The 20,724-nt window shown below is 68.3% G+C and carries 16 protein-coding genes; 6 read left to right on the top strand and 10 right to left on the bottom strand.

The window, feature by feature from the left end; translation table 11 throughout:
* Window positions 1-221 precede the first annotated feature (221 nt).
* Window positions 222-1,919 carry a 2-isopropylmalate synthase gene (gene leuA, locus AC3WVS_RS15280; RefSeq protein WP_492319332.1) on the bottom strand — a complete coding sequence of 566 codons (1,698 nt, stop codon included), beginning with the start codon at window positions 1,917-1,919 and terminating at the stop codon, window positions 222-224.
* Between the two features lie 590 nt (window positions 1,920-2,509).
* On the opposite strand from leuA, the gene AC3WVS_RS15275 reads away from it, so the two are divergent.
* On the top strand, window positions 2,510-3,859 hold the full coding sequence (locus AC3WVS_RS15275) for a hypothetical protein (protein ID WP_492319331.1): 1,350 nt from the start codon (window positions 2,510-2,512) through the stop codon (window positions 3,857-3,859).
* Window positions 3,860-4,293: 434 nt separating this feature from the next.
* Here the strand turns inward: AC3WVS_RS15275 and AC3WVS_RS15270 are convergent, their stop codons facing one another.
* The 4 genes from AC3WVS_RS15270 to AC3WVS_RS15255 form a co-directional block, all read right to left on the bottom strand.
* A complete protein-coding gene (locus AC3WVS_RS15270; protein ID WP_492319330.1) occupies window positions 4,294-4,611 on the bottom strand; it encodes a DUF6587 family protein in 318 nt (105 codons plus the stop codon).
* A 14-nt stretch (window positions 4,612-4,625) separates the two neighbouring features.
* On the bottom strand, window positions 4,626-6,482 hold the full coding sequence (gene feoB / locus AC3WVS_RS15265; protein WP_492319329.1) for a ferrous iron transport protein B: 1,857 nt from the start codon (window positions 6,480-6,482) through the stop codon (window positions 4,626-4,628).
* A 15-nt stretch (window positions 6,483-6,497) separates the two neighbouring features.
* Window positions 6,498-6,812, bottom strand: coding sequence for a FeoA family protein (locus AC3WVS_RS15260; protein ID WP_035820831.1), 315 nt, complete (start codon window positions 6,810-6,812; stop codon window positions 6,498-6,500).
* 468 nt (window positions 6,813-7,280) lie between these two features.
* Window positions 7,281-8,201: a LysR family transcriptional regulator gene (locus AC3WVS_RS15255; protein WP_492319328.1), complete on the bottom strand. Its 921-nt coding sequence runs from the start codon at window positions 8,199-8,201 to the stop codon at window positions 7,281-7,283.
* 120 nt (window positions 8,202-8,321) lie between these two features.
* Here AC3WVS_RS15255 and AC3WVS_RS15250 point away from each other — a divergent pair, with 120 nt between their 5' ends.
* The 3 genes from AC3WVS_RS15250 (at window position 8,322) to AC3WVS_RS15240 (ending at window position 12,317) form a co-directional block, all read left to right on the top strand.
* Window positions 8,322-10,118 carry an acyl-CoA dehydrogenase family protein gene (locus tag AC3WVS_RS15250; protein ID WP_492319327.1) on the top strand — a complete coding sequence of 599 codons (1,797 nt, stop codon included), beginning with the start codon at window positions 8,322-8,324 and terminating at the stop codon, window positions 10,116-10,118.
* 82 nt (window positions 10,119-10,200) lie between these two features.
* Entirely contained in the window at window positions 10,201-11,175 is a 975-nt protein-coding gene (locus tag AC3WVS_RS15245; protein ID WP_013951795.1) for a Bug family tripartite tricarboxylate transporter substrate binding protein, read from the top strand.
* Window positions 11,176-11,195: 20 nt separating this feature from the next.
* The gene (locus AC3WVS_RS15240; RefSeq protein WP_492319326.1) at window positions 11,196-12,317 is read left to right on the top strand and encodes a CaiB/BaiF CoA transferase family protein; all 1,122 of its coding nucleotides are present in this window, start codon (window positions 11,196-11,198) and stop codon (window positions 12,315-12,317) included.
* Window positions 12,318-12,390: 73 nt separating this feature from the next.
* Here AC3WVS_RS15240 and AC3WVS_RS15235 read toward each other — a convergent pair whose 3' ends face one another.
* The 4 genes from AC3WVS_RS15235 to AC3WVS_RS15220 form a co-directional block, all read right to left on the bottom strand.
* On the bottom strand, window positions 12,391-14,100 hold the full coding sequence (locus AC3WVS_RS15235) for a lactate permease LctP family transporter (RefSeq protein WP_492319325.1): 1,710 nt from the start codon (window positions 14,098-14,100) through the stop codon (window positions 12,391-12,393).
* Window positions 14,101-14,274: 174 nt separating this feature from the next.
* Window positions 14,275-15,720 carry a LutB/LldF family L-lactate oxidation iron-sulfur protein gene (locus AC3WVS_RS15230; RefSeq protein WP_013951798.1) on the bottom strand — a complete coding sequence of 482 codons (1,446 nt, stop codon included), beginning with the start codon at window positions 15,718-15,720 and terminating at the stop codon, window positions 14,275-14,277.
* Complete coding sequence (locus AC3WVS_RS15225) at window positions 15,717-16,418, bottom strand: LutC/YkgG family protein (protein ID WP_492319324.1); 702 nt, start codon at window positions 16,416-16,418, stop codon at window positions 15,717-15,719. The genes AC3WVS_RS15230 and AC3WVS_RS15225 overlap by 4 nt, the downstream gene beginning before the upstream one ends.
* Complete coding sequence (locus AC3WVS_RS15220) at window positions 16,415-17,197, bottom strand: (Fe-S)-binding protein (RefSeq protein WP_492319323.1); 783 nt, start codon at window positions 17,195-17,197, stop codon at window positions 16,415-16,417. The genes AC3WVS_RS15225 and AC3WVS_RS15220 overlap by 4 nt, the downstream gene beginning before the upstream one ends.
* A gap of 180 nt (window positions 17,198-17,377) precedes the next feature.
* Between AC3WVS_RS15220 and AC3WVS_RS15215 the strand changes: the two genes are divergently transcribed.
* On the top strand, window positions 17,378-18,049 hold the full coding sequence (locus AC3WVS_RS15215) for a FadR/GntR family transcriptional regulator (protein ID WP_010814059.1): 672 nt from the start codon (window positions 17,378-17,380) through the stop codon (window positions 18,047-18,049).
* 45 nt (window positions 18,050-18,094) lie between these two features.
* Here the strand turns inward: AC3WVS_RS15215 and AC3WVS_RS15210 are convergent, their stop codons facing one another.
* Complete coding sequence (locus tag AC3WVS_RS15210) at window positions 18,095-19,132, bottom strand: AI-2E family transporter (protein ID WP_492319322.1); 1,038 nt, start codon at window positions 19,130-19,132, stop codon at window positions 18,095-18,097.
* Between the two features lie 204 nt (window positions 19,133-19,336).
* Here AC3WVS_RS15210 and AC3WVS_RS15205 point away from each other — a divergent pair, with 204 nt between their 5' ends.
* Window positions 19,337-20,719 carry an ethanolamine ammonia-lyase subunit EutB gene (locus tag AC3WVS_RS15205; RefSeq protein WP_492319321.1) on the top strand — a complete coding sequence of 461 codons (1,383 nt, stop codon included), beginning with the start codon at window positions 19,337-19,339 and terminating at the stop codon, window positions 20,717-20,719.
* The last annotated feature ends 5 nt before the right edge of the window (window positions 20,720-20,724 follow it).

Genomic DNA, 20,724 nt, shown 5'->3' with positions numbered 1-20,724 from the left:
AGGAAGGCGCCGCGGTGCCAGTTGCGCCGGCGCTTCTAAACACATGCGGAATTATTCGTGGCGCGGTGCGATGCTGCCCCTTACGCTGTGCGAAAGATCCGAGCACGCATGCAGCGTGTGCGGATCGGCACCGAGCATGTCGTGGGCGTCCGCAAGGGCGTCTTTCCGGGTGTGCCCCGTGGGGGCGGGGCACACCGGTTTTCTTGCGGCGGCTTGCGGTGTCAGGCCTCGGCGGCCTCGGCGGACTGCGGGGCCTGCGCCGCGCCAAAGCCGGCCTGCAGGTGCCGGTTCACGCCCGAGATCACCGCGCGCAGCGACGCCGTGACCAGGTTGGCGTCGATGCCGGCGCCGAACCCTGTCGGCGAATCGCCCACGCGCACTTCCACATAGCAGGCCGCGCGCGCATCCGCGCCGGCGGTCATCGCATGCTCGTGGTAATCCATCACGCGCACCGGCAAGTCCAGCGCATTGACGAAGGCATCGATGGGCCCGTTGCCGGTGCCGCGCACGCTGCACGGCTTGCCGTCGCGCACCATCTGCACTTCGATCTCCGTGGCGCCGCCGCTGTCAGATACCAGCTGGTGCGATACATAGCGCAGCGGTGTCTGCTGCGCGAGGTACTTGCGCTGGAACAAACCATAAAGATCCTCGGCACTCGCCTCGAGCCCGGTGTCGTCGGTCATGGCCTGCACCGCGCGGCTGAATTCGATCTGCAGGCGGCGCGGCATGTAGATGCCATGCACCTGCTCCAGCAGGTAGGCCATGCCGCCCTTGCCGGACTGGCTGTTGACGCGGATCACCGCGTCATAGCTGCGGCCCAGGTCGGCCGGGTCGATCGGCAGGTAGGGCACTTCCCAGATGCCGTCCGGCTGCTGCTGTGCAAAGCCCTTGCGGATCGCATCCTGGTGCGAGCCCGAGAACGCGGTGAACACCAGGTCGCCCACATACGGGTGGCGCGGATGCACCGGCAGCTGGTTGCAGTGCTCAACGCACTGGCGCACTGCGTCGATATCGGAGAAGTCCAACCCGGGTGCCACGCCCTGCGTATAGAGGTTGAGCGCCAGCGTCACCAGGTCGACATTGCCGGTGCGCTCGCCGTTGCCGAACAGGCAGCCTTCGACGCGGTCCGCGCCCGCCATCAGCGCCAGCTCCGCGGCGGCCACCGCGGTGCCGCGGTCGTTGTGCGGGTGCACTGACAGCGCGATGTGTTCGCGCCGTTCCAGGCGGCGGTGCATCCATTCGACCTGGTCGGCGAACACGTTGGGCGTGCTGCATTCGACCGTGGTCGGCAGGTTCAGGATCATCGGCCGGTCCGGGCCGGCCTGCCAGGCGGCAGAGACGGCGTTGCTGACTTCCAGCGAGAAGTCGAGCTCGGCCAGGCTGAAAGTCTCGGGCGAGTACTCATAGGTCCATGCCGTGCCAGGCATGGCATCGGTCAGCGACCTGATCAGGCGCGTGCCCGAGACCGCGACCTCCTTGATCTCTTCACGCGAGGCATTGAAGACGATGCGCCGCCAGGCCGGCGCGATCGGGTTGTACAGGTGCACCGTGGCCCGCGCTGCGCCGCGCACGGACTCGACGGTGCGGCGGATCAGGTCTTCGCGCGATTGCGTCAGCACCACGATGTTGACGTCTTCGGGGATGCGCTGCTGCTCGATCAGCATGCGCACGAAGTCGAAATCGGTCTGCGAGGCGGCGGGGAACGCCACTTCAATTTCCTTCAGGCCGATTTTCACCAGCTGCTCGAAGAAGCGCAGCTTGCGCGCCGGGTTCATCGGCTCGATCAGGGCCTGGTTGCCGTCGCGCAGGTCGGTGCTCATCCAGCGCGGTGCGCGCGTGATGGTGCGGGCGGGCCAGGTGCGGTCAGGGATGTCGACGGTGGTGGCGGGCTGGTACTTGGTGGCGGGATTGCCGAGCATACGGGGTCTCCTTCCTCGCTAAGGGAAGTAAAGGAAAAACGGAAAAAACGGTGGCGAAAGGCTGCCGAACTGCCACGGGGCACTAGGCCCGGCAACCGGTCGATAGGCTTAGCAGTAGCGAGGAAGCGCGCAGGGCGCGGCCCGATGCCAGGGCAGCCAGCACGCGCGCGCGGGCAGCGATGCGGGACGCATCGGCAGCCTGGCTGAGTGTGCTGGTGTAACGGTTCATCGTGCCTGGAGGAGGAGGGCCGGGGCCGCTCGTGGTTGGTGCGCATCCGGCAGGAGCCGGATGACTGGCAAAGGTTAGTCGACAAGGCCGGCCCCGGTCAAGCGTGGGGAGCGCCGGGTGCGAACGTGGCCCGATCGGGGGACTGCCATGCGCGGGTTTGCGCCAAACGGCTGGGGCCAGGATGCGGCCGGGACCCTGCCGGTCATGTTTGCCTCGCCTGAATGGCGGTACCGCTGCGCTGAAAGGATGAACCACGCGCATGCTCTGTGCGCTACGCCTCAGTCCTCTGGCCGGTATTGCGCTGGCACCTTTGTGCTTAGGCTGGTAGCGCGGGAAAAAACACATGACTGGGGGGAACATCATGAGACTGAGAACGTGGGCATCCTGGCTGGCGGGCGCTGCCATGGCGATGCTGCTGGCAGCTTGCGGTGGCGGCGGCGGTTCGAGCACGCCCACCACGCCAAACGCAGGCGGTTCCACGCCGCTGACCTATACGGTGAAGATGAGCGTGACCTCGGGCGAGGTCGGCGTCGGCCGCACGATCACCATCAGCGCGCTGGCAGTGGACAGCAACGGCGTCGACGTCTCCGGCAACACCACCTTCAACTGGACCAGTGCCGACAGCGGCATTGCCACCGTGGAGCCGAGTGCCACCACGCCGGCCAGCGCCGTGGTCAAGGGTATTGCAACCGGGACGACCACTGTCCAGGTGGTGGCGAGCGTCAAGGGCGCCGACAACACCACGGTGCAGCTGCCCGCGCAATCCGCCACCATCACCGTGGTGCCGGCCTCGGCGCTGAGCTACAGCCTGTCGATCCCGAACAGCAGCCTGTCGATGAGCGACGGGCAGGAGCTGCCGGTCAAGGTATCGCTGGTCGATAGCAACGGCGCCGATGTATCTGCCAGCGTCAACAGCTGGGCATGGTCCAGCAGCGGCTCCGCGGTCCAGGTCACGGCCAGCCAGAACAGCGCCACGCTGAAGGCGAGCAACAGCTCACCCACCGCCGTGGCCACGGCCAGTGTCTCGGTATCGGTGACCGCACCGGACGGGCATGCCATTGCCGGGTTGATCGTGGTGACAGTGCAGAAGAACGGCGCCGCCGCCTATCGCGTGGTGACGACCAAGGGCGGCCGCGAGGTGAATGCGCTGCAGGTCTTCAGCAACCGTCCGGAAACCTTCAGCTCGCGTGTGCTGCGCCACGACGGCCAGGACGTGACCGCGGAGTTCGACGGCGCCTGGACCTACACGGCGACCTCGGCCACGCTGTCCGCATCGGAAGCGGCGGGTACGCATGACGCCACGGTCAGCACCAGCCTCGCCAACGACAAGGGTCCGGTCCAGAGCAGCCTGACGGTGACAGCTGTCAGCACCAGGCTGGGCGAACGCCGCAGCGCCACGCTGACGGTGACCGAGAACCCGGTCTGGGCGCTGGTTGGCGACAACCAGGATCCGATGACGCTGCTGCTGATGCCGCCGATGAGTATCCCGGTGACCGCGCGCATGAAGCACCTTGGCGACGATGCGCAGTACACCGCGTGCATCAACTGGGCGTGGACCAGCACCGGCCCGGTGGAGTTGTCGCCTGGCGTCGCGGATCATCAGAAGAACGTCACGGGCACAGCGCAGGGCGACTTCACTCTTACCGTGACCTGTAATGCCGTCGCCGACAATACGCCGCTGAAGCTGGTCTTCTACGGTACGGTCAAGTAAGCAGCAGGTTCCCGCGCCTGGCGAAACGCCCTCCATCCGGAGGGCGTTTCGCTTTGGCGGCAAATTGCAGGCTGCCGGTTTGCTCCCCCTCTCCCGCAAGCGGGAGAACAAGCGGCCGTCGGGAGGGATGCCGGCAAAGCGTACCCGTTTCTGCGTGATCGGCGCCAAGCGTTTCAGGTGCTGCCGGGGCAGGCCAGCAAAGGCGTCGGGACAAGGCTGAGCCTGCCTTTGCGGGACGTCCCCTATATGCGCACCAGGCAAGCCCAGTACGCAAAGCGTACCCGTTTCTGCGTGCAAAAATGCCAGCCCTTTCAGGCATGTTTTATCGCCGCAGGACAGCTCGCAGGCGAGCGCAAAGCGCTGCCTCCGCGCCGGGCGGAAGCAGCGGGCGTACCCGTTTCTGCGTGGATTTGTAGAGGAGGAAAGCGCGCCGTTTAGCGCTTGCGCACGAAGCGGATCACCTGTTCGGCAGGCTTGTCCTGCGTGCCGGAGGTGGTGCCGGCGGTGTTGGATCCGCAGGTATTGCAGCCGCCGTCGTCGCAGCCGCTGGCGCAGCCCGCGGCGGCTTGCGGGGCCAGCCAGCGCACCAGCCGGGCACGCCAGCCGGTGGCGGCGCCGCCGCCCAGGCGCGCGGCCAGCGCCGCCTTGACGCGCTCGCGCGTGCGCGGCGCGTAGCGCGCGATCACCGACACCGCGCATGCCAGCACGATCAGCGGGACCAGCAGCGTTTCGATGGCGTGGTAGAGGGTCATGGCGGCGCGGTGCCTCAGCTGAACATCAGCGCGACGCGGTAGGTCACGAAGGCCGCCAGGTAGGCCAGCCCGGTCAGGTAGGCCGCCGACAGCGCCATCACCTTCCACGAGTCGGTCTCGCGCCGGATCACTGCCAGCGTGGAGATGCACTGCGGTGCGAACACGTACCAGGCCAGCAGCGACAGCGCGGTGGCCAGCGACCATTGCGCGGCGATCATCGGCGCCAGCTGCGTGGCCACGGTCTCTTCGCTGCCCGACAGCGCATAGACGGTTGCCAGCGCGCCCACGGCCACCTCGCGCGCAGCCAGGCCCGGCACCAGCGCAATGCAGATCTGCCAGTTGAAGCCCACCGGTGCGAACACCTTCTGCAGCGCATGGCCGATCATGCCGGCAAAGCTGTAGTCGATGGCCGGCGCGGTCGCGCCCACGGGCGCGGACGGGAAGGACGACAGGAACCACAGCAGCACCGTCAGCGCCAGGATCACCTTGCCCACCCGCGACAGGAAGATGCGGGCACGCTCCCACAGGCCGATGGCCACATCGCGCGGATTGGGGATGCGGTACGACGGCAGCTCCATCAGCAGCGGATGGTCGGTGCGGTCGCGGCGGAAGAACTTGAGCGCGTAGGCCACCACCAGCGCGCTGACGATGCCCGCCACGTACAGCGCGAACAGCACCAGCCCCTGCAGGTTGAACAGGCCCATCACGGTGCGCTCGGGGATGAAGGCGCCGATCAGCAGCGCATACACCGGCAGCCGTGCCGAGCAGGTCATCAGCGGCGCCACCAGGATGGTGGTGAGCCGGTCGCGCGGGTCCTGGATGGTGCGCGTGGCCATGATGCCGGGGATGGCGCAGGCAAAGCTGGACAGCAGCGGGATGAACGAGCGCCCCGACAGCCCCGCGCCCATCATCAGGCGGTCCAGCAGGAAGGCCGCGCGCGGCAGGTAGCCGGATTCCTCCAGCGTCAGGATGAACAGAAACAGGATCAGGATCTGCGGCAGGAACACCACCACGCTGCCCAGGCCCGCGACCAGGCCGTCGACCAGCAGGCTCTTGAGCATGCCGTCGGGCAGGTAGGCGCCCAGCATCTCGCCGGCCCAGTGCACGCCGCCCTCGATGCCGTCCATCAACGGCTCGGCCCACGAGAACACCGCCTGGAACATCAGGAACAGCAGCACCGCCAGCAGCAGCAGGCCGATCACCGGATGCAGCACGATGCGGTCGAGGCGGTCATCGAGCGCGGCGGTGCGCGCCGGCATGCTGACCGCGGCCGCCAGCAGGCGGTTGACCTCGGCATGCACGTCAATGTCGTTGGCGGGTTCCGGCGTGACCGGCGGGGCCGGCGGCAGGGTGTCGTCAAGCAGGCTGACCAGTGTCGCGGCGCCGTCGTGCTTCACCGCCACGGTGCTGACCACCGGCACGCCCAGCGCGGCCGACAGCTTGTCGCGATCGATCTGGATGCCGCGCCGCGCTGCGGCGTCGCTCATATTGAGCACGACCACCATGGGCAGGCCCAGGCGGCGCAGTTCCAGCACGAAGCGCAGGTGCAGGCGCAGGTTGGTCGCATCGACCACCGACACCAGCAGGTCCGGGCGCTGCTCGCCGGCGCGCCTGCCCAGGCAGACATCACGCGTGATGGCTTCATCGAGGCTGGCCGCGTGCAGGCTGTAGGCGCCCGGCAGGTCCAGGATGCGCACCTGGCGCCCGGCCGGCGACACGAAGTAGCCTTCCTTGCGCTCGACGGTCACGCCCGCATAGTTGGCCACCTTCTGGCGGCTGCCGGTCAGGCGGTTGAACAGTGCGGTCTTGCCGCAATTGGGATTGCCGACCAGCGCAATGCGCAGGGCAGAAGTGGAAGGAGCTGCAGACATAATCCGGGGGAAGGCTCAGGCAGTCCGTTTTGCGGACGGTTTGGCGGTCTGGTCGCCGCCCTGCGTGGCGGGGGCGATGCTGGTGACCGAGGCGCTGGCGACCTCTACGCCGATGCGTGCCGCTTCCGAGCGGCGCAGCGCAAAGCGGGTGAAGCCTACCTGTGCCACCAGCGGGTCCATGCCGAAGGGGCCGTAGGCGATGATCTGCACGGCTTCACCGGGGACGAAGCCCAGTTCGCGCAGGCGGCGCGCGACCGGGTCTCCCGGGGTGGCGTCGTCCACCGATTGCACAACGGCGGGCGTGCGCCGTGGAAGTTCAGACAACCGCATCATGCTTCCAGTCCGTGGCGCGGTCTGCCGCCAAGCGGTCAGCGCGACCACGCCGGGGTGTGTAAATGAAAATCGTTTTCATTGTATCGTAATTGAGGCATGGCGTTGCCCCCTCAAAGGGCGGGCACGCCGGCCTGCTGCCGCCGTCATTGCGCCGCAGGAGGCAAATGATAACCGTTCGGGGTGTGGGGGCTGAGGGTGCGCGGGGCGGGTCATGCTGCCTCGGCAACGTTTCCCGGGCCTAGCGTCACGCGCGAGCGGTGCCGCAGGGGGCTGGTAGAAGTGTAGAAGGCTGCGCATGAATTCAGCCCGATGCAGCGCAGTTCGGCTTTGCGAAGCCGAATGCAACCAGCTTCATGCAGTGCCGGTCAATTACTGCATTTGCGTTATTGGATGCCGTAAGCGGCCAGGGTTAAGCTTCAGGCACGCTGAACACCCCGTTCCACGCGTACTTCACAAGCCATCGGTCTATGGACCGGTGGCTTTTTCTTTGGGGCTGCCTTGGGCGGCGGCTGTCATCTCCCGCACCATGCCGACGAAATGGTCGCGCGCCGGATGGTCCGGCGCCGTCTTCCACGCGCAGTAGACCTCCGAGCGCACCGACGCGTCGGCCAGTGGCCGGAACGCGGCCCCGGCCATGCCGGAGCGCGCCAGCGCCGCCGGCACCACCGCCACGCCCATCCCCTGCGACACCAGCGACACCACCGACAGCCAGTGCCGGACTTCATGCCGGATCTGCGGGTAGAAGCCCTGCGCGGCGCACATGTCGAAGATGCGGCTGTAGTAGTCCGGCGACGCCTTGCGCGAGAACAGCACGAATGGCTCGCCGCGCAATGCCGCCAGCGGCAACTCCGGCAGCGCGGCCAGCGCATGGTCGGCCGGCAGGCAGCAGACAAAGGGCTCGCTGTGCACCAGCGTTGCCTGCAGCGTGTCCGGCACGCGGCCGCTGTGGATAAAGGCGGCGTCGAGCTCGTCATGCAGCAGCGCGTCGATCTGCTCCTGTGAGTTGAGCTCGGTCAGCGCCACCTGGATGCCGGGATAGGCCGCCTGGAACGCGCGCAGCGTCTGCGGCAGCCCGCGATACAGCATCGAGCCGACAAAGCCCACCCGCAGCCGCCCGACCGCGCCCGCCTCGATCTCGCGTGCCAGCACCCGCGCCGCCTCGGCCTGCGCCAGCAGCGCCGTGGCCGATTCGCGGAAGGCGCGCCCGGCCGCGGTCAGCCGCACGCCGCGACTGTCGCGGTCGAACAGCCGCGCCCCGACCGAGGCCTCCAGCTGCTGGATATTGAGCGACAGCGGCGGCTGGGAAATGGCAAGCCGGCGCGCGGCCCGGCCGAAGTGCAGTTCCTCGGCCAGCACGAGGAAGTAACGCAGGTGGCGGAATTCCATGGCGATACAGAAATTATATTGATCAAGCCAATTTTAGAATTAGACGCGAATCTTTGGGGTTCCAATAATGGAGGCCAAAGGGGCCGCAAGTCGGCACCAGCCAATTCCAGGAGACCAGCCATGCCGTCCAGCGCCGTGCGCGACACCACACTTCAAGCCCAATCCGCCGCACCGGCCGCTGCCCACCCGGTACCGGACCGCCAGGGCGGCAGCCTGTTTGCCGCCGACCCGGACCTGCGCGCGCTGCTGCCGCTCTACCTGCCGTCCGACCTGTTCAAGCACCTGCTGCCGCACCTGGAACGCATGGGTGCGCTGGCCGGCGGCGTGCTCGACGAACTGGCCGGCGTGGCCGACCGCCATCCCCCCGAACTCAGCTACCGCACCCGCGCGGGCGTGGACGCGCAGCGCATCGACAAGCATCCGGCCTATGTGGAGATGGAGCGCGTGGCCTTTGCCGAATTCGGCCTGGCGGCGGCGTCGCACCGCAGTGGCGTGCTGGGCTGGGACAAGCCCATGCCGCCTGCGGCTAAGTACGCACTCACATATCTGTTTGTGCAGGCCGAGTTCGGCCTGTGCTGCCCGCTTTCGATGACCGATTCGCTGACGCGCACGCTGCGCAAGTTCGGCGACCCGGCGCTGGTCGGGCGCTACCTGCCCAACCTGACCACCCAGGTGTTCGATGATCTGTACCAGGGCGCGATGTTCATGACCGAGCAGGGCGCCGGCTCCGACGTCGCCGCCACCGCCACCCGCGCGGTGCGCGACGCTTCGGCCGAGGGCGGCTGGCGCCTGCTGGGCGACAAGTGGTTCTGCTCCAACCCCGACGCCGCGCTGGCGATGGTGCTGGCGCGCGTGGAGGATGAGGCCGGCATCGCCGTGCCGGGCCACAAGGGCGTGTCGCTGTTCCTGCTGCCGCGCAAGCTGGCCGACGGCAGCGACAACCACTACCGCATCATCCGCCTGAAGGACAAGCTGGGCACGCGCTCGATGGCCAGCGGCGAAATCCGGCTGGAAGGTGCGCATGCCTGGCTGGTCGGCGAACCCGGCCGCGGCTTCGTGCAGATGGCCGACATGATCAACAACTCGCGCCTGTCCAACGGCGTGCGCGCCGCCGGCCTGATGCGCCGCGCGCTGACCGAGGGCCTGTTCATTGCACGCGAGCGCCAGGCGTTCGGCAAGCGCCTGCAGGACATGCCGCTGATGCGCCGCCAGCTGCTCAAGCTGACCCTGCCCACCGAGCAGGCGCGCACCATGGTGTTCCAGACCGCCGAAGCACTGCGCCGCGCCGATGCCGGCGAAGCCGACGCCTACCCGCTGATGCGCATCCTGACGCCGCTGATCAAGTTCCGCGCCTGCCGCGACGCGCGCAAGGTCACCGGCGACGCCATGGAGATCCGCGGCGGCTGCGGCTATATCGAGGAATGGAGCGATCCGCGCCTGGTGCGCGATGCCCATCTCGGCTCGATCTGGGAAGGCACCAGCAATATCGTCGCGCTTGACGTGCTGCGCGCGGTCCGCCGTGAAGGCGCGCTGCCGGTACTGCAGGCACACCTGGCCGGCCTGCTGGCCGATACGCCGATGCATGCGGCGGCGCGTGCCGTGTTCGAAGGCGCCATCGCCGCTGCGGCGAAGCTGGCCGCGCAAGCCGCTGATGCCGGCGCCGACGGCGAACTGCTGGCGCGCCAGGCGGCCTCGGCGCTGTACCACGTCACCAGCGCGGTGGCGATGGCCTGGGAGGCCGGGCGCATCGGCTCGGTGCGCCGCATGCGGCTGGCGCAGCTGGTGTTGCGCCACCGCGTGCTGCCGCAGGACCCGCTGGCCGCACAGGCCGAGCCCGAGTGGCTGGCCGAGACCGTCGCGCCGGCTGACGGCACCGTGCGCGCCGCCGGCGCGGTCGACCAGGTCAACGTGTTCTGACCGGATCCACATCCGGCACCAATCCCCCCGCAACACCATCCCGCCACCAGCGGGAGACGTCCTATACCCAGGAGACAACGCCATGAAACTCTGGCACCGCGTAGCGGCCATCGCCGCCTGCTCGCTCTGTATTGCCCCCGCCTTCGCGCAGAAGGACTTTCCGTCCAAGCCGATCATGATGGTCGTCACCTACCCGCCGGGCGGCCCCACCGATGCCATGGCGCGCACGCTTGCCGCCGCGCTCAAGACCAGCCTGGGCCAGCCGGTGGTGGTGGAAAACCGCGCCGGCGCCGGCGGCAACATCGGCGCCGAGGTGGTGGCGCGCGCCGAGCCCGACGGCTACACGCTGATGTTCGGCACTTCGGCGCCGCTGGCGATCAACGTCAGCCTGTACCGCAAGATCAACTACGACCCGGTCAAGAGCTTCGCGCCGGTGATCCAGATCGGCCAGCTGCCCAATGTGCTGGTGGTCAACCCGTCCGTGCCGGCGAAGAACGTCACGGAGCTGATCGCCTATGGCAAGGCGCACCCGGGCAAGCTGACCTATGCCTCGTCCGGCAACGGCGCCTCATCGCACCTGGCCGGGGTGCTGTTCAACAACGTCACCGGCACCGATTTCCAGCACATCCCGTACAAGGGCACCGGCCCCGCGCTGAACGACCTGCTGGGCGGGCAGGTCAGCATGACCTTCACCGACGTGCTGACCGCGATGCCCTTCATCAAGAGTGGCAAGGTGCGCGCGCTGGGCGTCACCACCAAGGCGCGCTCGCAGGCGCTGCCGGACGTGCCGACCGTGGCCGAGCAGGGCGTGCCAGGTTTCGATGTATCGGTGTTCTTCGGCGTGGTCGCACCCGCCGGCACGCCGCCCGAAGTGATCGGCAAGCTCAACCGCGCCTTTGCCGATGCGCTCAAGCAGCCCGAGGTGCGCAAGACCCTGCAGGCGCAGGGCCTCGAGTTCGCGCCGTCGACCACGCCCGAGCAGCTTGGCGGCTTCGTCAAGGCCGAGGTCGGCAAGTGGCGCGCCGTGGTGCAGAAGTCCGGCGCCCAGCTCGACTGAACCGCACAGGAAAACCAGCCATGACCCAAACCAGTCCCGGCGCGCTCGCCGGCATCCGCGTGGTCGACCTGTCGCGCATCCTGGGCGGCCCATACTGCGGCCAGATCCTGGGCGACCACGGCGCCGACGTGCTCAAGATCGAACCGCCGCAGGGCGACGACACCCGCACCTGGGGGCCGCCGTTCAAGGACGGCGTGGCCTCTTACTACTTCGGCCTGAACCGCAACAAGCGCGTGATGCGGCTGGACCTGACCGCCGAGGCCGATCGTGAGGTCCTGCTTGCGCTGCTGGCCGAGGCCGACGTGCTGGTCGAGAACTTCAAGACCGGCACCATGGAGAAGTGGGGGCTGGGCTACGACACGCTGTCCGCGCGCTTCCCGCGGCTGGTCCATTGCCGCGTGTCCGGCTTCGGCGCCGATGGCCCGCTGGGCGGCCTGCCCGGCTACGACGCCGCCATCCAGGCCATGTCCGGCATCATGAGCATCAACGGCGAGGCCGATGGCGATCCGCTGCGAGTGGGTTTGCCGGTGGTGGACATGGTGACCGGCCTGAACGCCGTGATCGGCGTGCTGCTGGCACTGCAGGAGCGCGCGCGCAGCGGGCGCGGCCAGTTCGTCGAGGCCGCGCTCTATGACTCCGGCCTGTCGCTGCTGCATCCGCATGCGGCCAACTGGTTCATGAGCGGCAAGACGCCGCAGCGCACCGGCAATGCGCATCCCAACATCTACCCGTACGACACGGTGGCGACCGCCACCGACCCGATCTTCCTGGCGGTGGGCAACGACCGGCAGTTTCGCATCCTGTGCGAGCACCTGCGGCTGCCTGCGCTGGCCGATGACGAGCGCTATGCCACCGCGGGCGCGCGCTCGGTGAATCGCGTGGCGCTGAAGGCGGAACTGGAAGCCAGGCTGTGCGAGTTCGATGGCAAGGTGCTCGCCGACGAGCTGGTGGCCGCGGGCGTGCCCTGCGCGCCGGTGCTGTCCGTGGCTGATGCCTTGCAGCATCCGCATACGCAGCACTGCGAGATGGTGGTGGAGATGGAGGGTGGCTACCAAGGGCTGGGTGCGCCGGTCAAGCTGAGCCGGACGCCGGCGACGTACAGGTATGCGCCGCTCACCGAAGGGGACGAGTTCCTGGATTAGACGCGACGTTGCCGCGCGGCAAACGAAAAGGCGGCCATATGGCCGCCGTTCTTCATTGATTCCTGCTACCCCATCACCCCGGGATCATCCCCGGCAACAGGTAAGCCTGCACCACCGTCATGATGCCGATGATCACGGCAAACAGCAGGCTGTGCTTGACCGTGAAGCGGAACAGCTCCGACTCCTTGCCCACCAGCCCGGTCGCCGCGCAGGCCACGGCGATCGATTGCGGCGAGATCATCTTGGCCGTGACGCCGCCGGTGGTGTTGGCGGCGACCAGCAGCGTGTCCGACACGCCGATCTGGTGCGCCGTGGTGTTCTGCAGCGCGCAGAACAGTGCATTGGACGAAGTGTCCGAACCGGTCAGGAACACCCCCAGCCAGCCCAGGAACGGCGAGAAGAACGGGAAGGCCGCGCCGGTGCCGGCCAGCAGCAGCGCCAGTGTCGACGACATGCCGGAGTAGTTGGCGACAAAGGCGAACGCCAGCACCAGGCCGATCGACAGCACTGGGCGCGCCAGTTCCACCAGGGTCTCGGCAAAGGTGGCCAGCAGCGTGCGCGGCTTCATGCGCAGCAGCACCGCCGAGATCAGCGCGGTCAGCAGGATGGCGGTGCCGACGGCGGAGAGCAGGTCGAGCTTCAGCACCGCGTCATAGGCCTTGGGCGTGGCCACGATCGGCGCGGCCTTGATCACCATCTGGTCCAGGCCCGGGATCTTGAACTTCAGCACCGTGCCCGCCAGCGCGCCATTGGCGGCAAACAGCGCCTTGAACGGCTGCAGGCTCCACACCGTGACGATCGCGGTCAGGATGCCGAACGGCGCCCACGCGCGCAGCGTCTGCGCCAGGGTGTAGGGCGAAGCCTTGCGGCTGGACATCGCACCGCCGAAACCGCCGCCGAAACCGCCGCCGAAGCCCGCCAGCGCGACGGTGCCGCCGCTGACATTGCCGGCACGCTGCGACGCGTTGCGCGGTTGCCATACCTTCAGGAACGCGGCCAGCGACACCAGGCTGACCAGCGCCGAGGTGATGTCCGGCAGCTCGGGCCCGATATGGTTGGAGGTGAAGTACTGCGTCACGGCAAAGCTGCCGCCGCACACCAGCGCCGCCGGCCAGGTTTCGCGCACGCCCTTGGCGCCGTCCATCATGAACACCAGCCAGAACGGCACCAGCAGCGACAGCAGCGGCAGCTGGCGTCCGGCCATGGCGCCGATATGGAAAGGATCGATGCCCGTCACCTGTCCGGCCACGATGATGGGGATGCCCATCGCGCCGAATGCCACCGGCGCGGTATTGGCGATCAGGCACAGGCCCGCCGCATACAGCGGGTTGAAGCCCAGGCCCACCAGCAGCGCAGCGGTGATCGCCACCGGCGCGCCGAAGCCCGCCGCGCCTTCCAGGAAGGCGCCGAAGGCAAAGCCGATCAGCAGCATCTGCAGGCGCTGGTCGTCGGTGATCGACAGCACCGAGGCGCGGATCACGTCGAACTGGCCGGTCTTGACCACGATCTTGTAGAGGAACACCGCGGTCACGATGATCCACGCGATCGGCCACAGCCCATAGGCAAAGCCGAAGCCGGCCGAGGCCAGCGCCTGCTGCGCGGGCATGCCGTAGGCGAAGATCGCCACGGCCAGCGCCAATAGCAGCGTCACGGCCGCGGCGACATGGCCCTTCATGCGCCAGACGGCCAGCGCAATGAAGAAGAACAGGATGGGAATGGCTGCCGCCAGCGACGACAGCCACAGGCTGCCCAGCGGTGTATAGATTTGGGTCCAGGGTTGCACGGTTAGTCTCCTGCTTTGGTGGTGTTTCGGGAAATCTTTGTTTTGTTGGTGAGGACTGCGGGCATCGCAATATCGCGGGCCTTGAAACTCCCGCTTGTTCGCTCCCTCTCCCGCTTGCGGGAGAGGGAGCACGCCGGCGGTACGGGAAGGGGTTTGTGGTGCTGGCCGGCGCTCTTACTCCGGCTGCCCCTTCTCTTTCAGCAAATCCGCCAGGCTCTTCGCCGCCGGCTTCAGCGGCGTGCGGTGCTGCGTCCAGCCCATCTGCTTCGACGGCGTCAGCGCGCGCAGCCGCGTGGCGGCCCAGCGGAACAGCCGGTACGTCGCCGGGTGCGAATACGCGCCGCTCCAGAAGCGCCACACCAGGTGCTCGCCGCGGCTGTACTTGGCGCCCTGGCCGCGCAGCGGGTTGGCGACCTGCTCTTCCGGATCGCGGTTGGCCTCGGTGCGCAGGCGCACCAGCAATTGCGGAATCGGGATGCGCACCGGGCACACTTCGCCGCAGGCGCCGCACAGGCTCGACGCGGTGGCCAGGTCGGCGGTGGCATCCAGCCCCAGCAGGTGCGGCGAGATGATCTTGCCGATGGGGCCGGGATAGGTCGTGCCATAGGCATGGCCACCGATGCGCGTGTAGACCGGGCAATGGTTCATGCATGCGCCGCAGCGGATGCATTGCAGCGTCGCGCGCAGCTGCGTGTCGGCATAGGCCTGGGTGCGGCCGTTGTCGAGCAGCACCAGGTGGACCTCGCGCGGGCCGTCGCGCTCGCCCGCGCGGCGCGGCCCGGAGATCAGGTTGAAGTAGGTGGTGATGGCCTGCCCGGTGGCCGAGCGCGTCAGCAGCGTGGACAGCGGCACGATGTGTTCCAGCCGGGCCACGACCTTCTCCATGCCCATGATGGCGATATGCACGTCGGGCACGGTGGTGGAAAGCCGGCCGTTGCCTTCGTTCTCCACCAGCCACAGCGTGCCGGTGTCCGCGGCGGCGAAGTTCACGCCGGACAAGCCGATATCCGCTTCGACAAAGGCCTGGCGCAGCGCACGGCGGCCGGTCTGGATCAGCGCATCGACATCCTCGGTATAGGGCGTGTCGGGGATATGCGCCTGGAACAGCTGCGCGATATCGCCCTTGGTCTTGTGGATCGCCGGCATCACGATATGCGAGGGCTTTTCGCCGGCCAGCTGGACGATGTACTCGCCCATGTCCGACTCGATACAGTCCACCCCGCGCTCGGCCAAGTAATGGTTCAGCTCGATCTCCTCGCTGGCCATCGACTTGCCCTTGATCACGCGCTGCGCCTGCTTCGATGCCGCGATGCGGTGGATGATCGCGTTGGCTTCGTCGGCGTTCTCGGCCCAGTGCACCTGCACCCCGGCGGCGGTGAGCTTTGCCTCCAGCTGCACCAGCAGGTCCGGCAGGTTGGCCAGCGCGTGCTGGCGCACCGCCTCGCCCAGGTCGCGCAGGCGCTCCAGCTCATCCGCGTCGGGGAACTGCGCCAGGCGCTTGCCTTGCAGGAAGTCCATCGCGCCGCGAAAGCTCTGGCGCAGCTTGGGATCGTCCAGCGCTTCGCGGGCGCGTGCCTTGAAGTCCTGCGGCGGAACAAAATTCAGTGTGTGCTGGCTCATTGCCCGGCCTCCGCAGTGTCGGTCTCGATCACGACCCACAGCCGGCGCGGACCATGCGCGCCGTAGGCCAGCGTCTGCTGGATGTCGGAGGTCTTGGACGGGCCGGAGATCAGCACCAGGTTGGTCGGCATGCCGTCGGACCAGCGCTCGGTGCGCGCGGCCATATGCAGGTCGGCGTGCAGCGTCGAGGCGCGCACCAGCGCGACATGCAGCGGCGGCACCAGCGACACCGTGCGTGGCGAGCCCGCATCTGGCGCGACCACCAGCGTGCCGGTGGCGGCAATGCCGGAGCGCGACACGGTGAAGCCGGCATCGATGGTGTCGAACAGCTCCGCCTTCCAGGCTTCGATCGGGCGGTCGTAGCCGATGGCTTCGATATGGGCCGGCAAGGCGGCCGCCAGCGCGGCACCGGCCGTGCTGGCGGGATCAAGCAGCAGGCGCTTCACGCCGGCATTGGCCAGCTCAGTGGCCAGCAATGCCGGCCAGGCCGCTTCGCTGGCGCACCAGACCTCGGCATGCAGGCCTTGCAGTGCCGCCTGCATCGCGTCGACCAGTTCGCCAACGGCTGGCGTGCCGTGGCGGCGTGCCTCGAAATGGCCGTCGATGCGGCGGTCGAGTTCCGCTGTGCCTTGGGAAGGCGCAGGCGCGGCGGCGCGCAGCCGGCCGAGCATGCGTTCGCGGGCGCCGGGCGTGCTCATGCGGCACCTCCGCTACGGCGCCACAGGAAGGTGGCCAGGTGCTCCACCTGCAGCGGGGCGCGGTCATGTGCCGCGGTATGGCCGATATTGAGCAGGCAGCCGCAGTCGGCCGAGACCAGCCGGTCGCAGCCGGTGGCGCAGGCCGAGGCCACCTTGTCGCGCACCATGGCGCCGGAGATATCGGGATGCTTGAGCGAGAAGGTGCCGCCGAAGCCGCAGCATTCTGATTCGCGTTCATGCTCCACGCGGGTCACGCCCGGCAGCGCGTCGACCAGGGCCACGCCGTGCTGGCGCGTACCCATTTCTCGACGGGCGCCGCACGAGGTATGCAGCACGATGCGCTCCTGCGGCTGGCCCGCCGCTGCGGCATCGCCAAAGTCCACCTTCAGCACATGCAGCAGGAATTCGCCCAGTTCATAGATGCGTCCGGCCAGTTCCAGTGCCTTGGGGCCGGCCACCGGATCGTCGGCAAAGAGCTGCGGCCAGTGGTGGCGCATCATGCCCGCGCACGAGCCCGATGGCACGATCACCGGCCAGGGCTGGCTGAACAGGTCGAGTTGGGCGCGCGCCACCGCACGGGCCGCGTCGGGGTTGCCGCTGCTGTAGGCGGGCTGGCCGCAGCAACTCTGGCCGCGCGGGAAGTGCACGGTGAGCCCTTCGCGTTCAAGCAGCCGCACGGCGTCGAGGCCGGCCTGCGGCACGAACATGTCGACCAGGCAGGTGGCAAACAGGTAGGCCTGCGTGGGGGCAGGGCCGGTGGGGTACTGACGATCCTTCATGTCTCGCTCCGGACGTGCTGGGGTCGCACGTTTCGGCGCATAATTCCCGCTTCCGCGCGGCGGTACAAATTGGTTGGACCAATCTGCGCAACGACGCGCGCAAGCTCAGGAGCGAGGACACACGGCATGACGGCAGCGGCAGCAAGGCACGGGCGCACCCGTGGGCGCGTGGAGTCGGTCATGCGCCGGATCGAGACCGCGCTGCTCGACGGCACCTGGCCGCCCGGCACGCGGCTGCCGGCCGAGCGGGTGCTGGCCGGGCAATACGAGGTCGCGCGCAACACCGTGCGCGAGGCGATCCAGCGCCTCGCCGCGCGCGGCCTGCTGCAGAGCCGGCGCGGTGCCGGGGTCTACGCCACCGACCAGCTGCGCGCCGGCATTGCCTCGCCCTGGGGCCAGCTGGTGGCCGACCACCCCGCACTGCGCGACGACATCCTGGAGTTCCGCCGCGTGCTGGAGGGCGCGACCGCGTATTTTGCGGCGCTGCGCGCGGATGCCGCTGACGTGAAGCGGATCCGCGCCCTGATGGCCGAGCTGGAACGCGCGCGCGCCGCCGACGACAAGCAGGCAGAGGCCGATGCCGATGCGCAGCTGCACGACGCCATTGCCCAGGCCTCGCACAACACCATGTTCCTGCACCTGCATACCAGCGTGATCGGCATGCTGCGCGAGCACATCACCATCAATGGCACCGGCCTGCGCGAACAGGACGACGGCGCGTCAGACCTGCTGCTGCTGCAGCACCGCACGCTGTGCGATGCGATTTGCGCGCGGCGCCCGGAAGAGGCGCGCACCGCCATGCAGACCCATATCGACTTCGTGCGCAGCCGGGTGGAGCAGGACGGCGCCTGAGCAGGTATTGGTCCTACCAGCGCCGCGGCGAGCCGGCTGCGGCACTCAGATCAGTCCGGCGCCGGCCAGTTCCCGCTTCAGGTAGGCATAGAAGATCGGTCCGGCGATCACGCCCGGGATGCCGAACAGCGTTTCCATCAGCAGCATCACCATCAGCAGTTCCCACGCCGCGGCCTGGATGCGCGCACCGATGATGCGCGCGTTCAGGAAGTACTCCAGCTTGTGGATCACCACCAGGAACACCAGCGACGCCACCGCGATCGGCAGCGACACCGACAGGGAGGCCACCACGATGGCGGTATTGGAAATCAGGTTGCCCAGCACCGGCAGCAGCCCGGCAACGAAGGTGATCACCACCAGCGTCTTGGTCAGCGGCAGGTGCACGCCAAAGAGCGGCAGCACCAGCAGCAGGTAGATCGCCGTCAGCACGGTGTTGATGGTGGAGATCTGGATCTGCGCGAAGATGAACTGCGAGAACGCCTGCTGCAGCGCGCGTGCGCGCGCCACCAGCGCCGCGGCCAGCGGACGGCGATTGGGCCGAACCACCGCGCGATACAGCGCCACCATCGCGCCGATCACCAGCCCGATCAGGATATGCACCAGCGTGCGCAGCACCTCGGCGCCCAGCTTCTGCGCCATCGCGGCATGCTCGCGCAGCGTCTCGATCAGCGTGTTGGCCAGCTCGTCCACGCCCTTGGGCAGCGCATCGCTAAGCCACGGCGGCATCTGCCCGCGCGAGCGGTCGATGATGTCGGCCACATGGTTGAGCAGCCCGTCCAGGGTATTGCCCTCGCCACTGACAAAGCGCACCAGCAGCCAGCCCGCCAGCGTCAGCCCCAGCAGGATCAGCGCCGACAGGATGGCCACGGCCAGGGCGTCGTGGCGCTGGTGCAGGCGCTGCAGGCGCGGCGCCAGCACGTCCACCAGCGAGTACAGCAGCAGCCCGGACAGCAATGCCGCCACCAGGTTGGCGTGGAGCACGGTCCACAGCGCCAGGGCGGTCAGCAGGTAGGCGACGGTGCCGACGCTGTACCACGCGGCCGGCAGCAAGCGCGGGGTGGTGGTCGGGTCGGGGTCTTTCATCGAGGTCTCCGGCATGCAAATTGCTCAAAATTTATTCTGAATTCTCGCCGATCCAGATGTTGTTCCTGAGTCAGGCCGTGTGCGCTGAGGCGATGTTGGCATCACGGCACACGCAAAGGCTGTCTATATTAGGGGGAATCGCGCCCGGCAAGGCGCCCGGCGCACCGCTGTCATCGTTTTCCCCAGAGTCCAGGAACGGAACGCATGGCCTACACCCACACCATCGGCACCCACCGCCACGTCTTTGCCGACCTGCGCACGCTGCTGGCCCGGGCCAGCCCGGCGCGCTCCGGCGACGCGCTGGCGGGCGTTGCCGCGGCCAGCGAGCAGGAGCGGATGGCCGCGCGGCTGGCGCTGGCTGAGGTGCCGCTCAAGCAGTTCCTGACCGAGGCGCTGGTGCCGTACGAGGACGACGAGGTCACGCGCCTGATCCTGGACCGGCATGATGGCGCGGCCTTTGCCGCCATCGGCGCCACTACCGTGGGCGACCTGCGCAACTGGCTGCTGCTGCATGAAACCGACAGCGCCACGCTGGCGCGGGTGGCGCCGGGCATCACCCCGGAGATGGCCGCCGCGGTCAGCAAGCTGATGCGCAACCAGGACCTGGTGGCGGTGGCGCGCAAATGCCAGGTGGTGACGCGCTTTCGCAGCACGGTGGGGCTGCCGGGCCGGCTCTCGGTGCGGCTGCAGCCCAACCACCCGACCGACGATCCCAAGGGCATTGCCGCGTCGATCATCGACGGGCTGCTCTATGGCTGCGGCGATGCCACCATCGGCGTCAACCCGGCTTCGGACAACCTGGGCGCCATCGTCTCGCTGCTGCGCATGATCGACGAGCTGCGCAGCCGCTTCGACATCCCCACGCAATCCTGCGTGCTGACCCACGTCACCAATACCCTGCGCGCGATCGGGCAGGGCGCGCCGGTGGATCTGGTGTTCCAGTCGGTGGCCGGCAGCGAGCGCGCCAACGCGGCCTTCGGCATCAGCCTGGCGCTGCTGGCCGAGGCGCACGACGCCGCGCAGGCGCTGGCGCGCGGCACCGTTGGCGACAACCTGATGTACTTCGAGACCGGGCAGGGCAGCGCACTGTCGGCCAATGCGCACCACGGCGTCGACCAGCAGACCATGGAGGCGCGCGCCTACGCGGTGGCGCGCGCGTTCGCGCCGCTGCTGGTCAATACGGTGGTGGGCTTTATCGGTCCCGAATACCTGTACGACGGCAAGCAGATCATTCGCGCCGGTCTGGAAGACCACTTCTGCGGCAAGCTGATGGGGGTGCCGATGGGCTGCGACGTCTGCTACACCAACCATGCCGAGGCCGACCAGGACGACATGGACACGCTGCTGACGCTGTTCGGCGTGGCCGGCATCAATTTCATCATGGGCGTGCCCGGCGCCGACGACATCATGCTGAACTACCAGAGCACCTCGTTCCACGATGCGCTGTACCTGCGCGAGGTGCTGGGGCTGCGCCCCGCGCCGGAGTTCGAGGCCTGGCTGCAGCGCATGGGCATTGCCGATGCCAGCGGCAGGCTGCTCGAGCCCGCCGCGCGCCAGCCGCTGCTGCAGATGGCCCACAGCCTGTAAGGTGC

The organism is Cupriavidus sp. CPT47-8839-RL05A (assembly GCF_058792255.1).
Note: the sequence above shows the minus strand (reverse complement) of the source record. Positions and strands in the feature narration are given on the sequence as shown.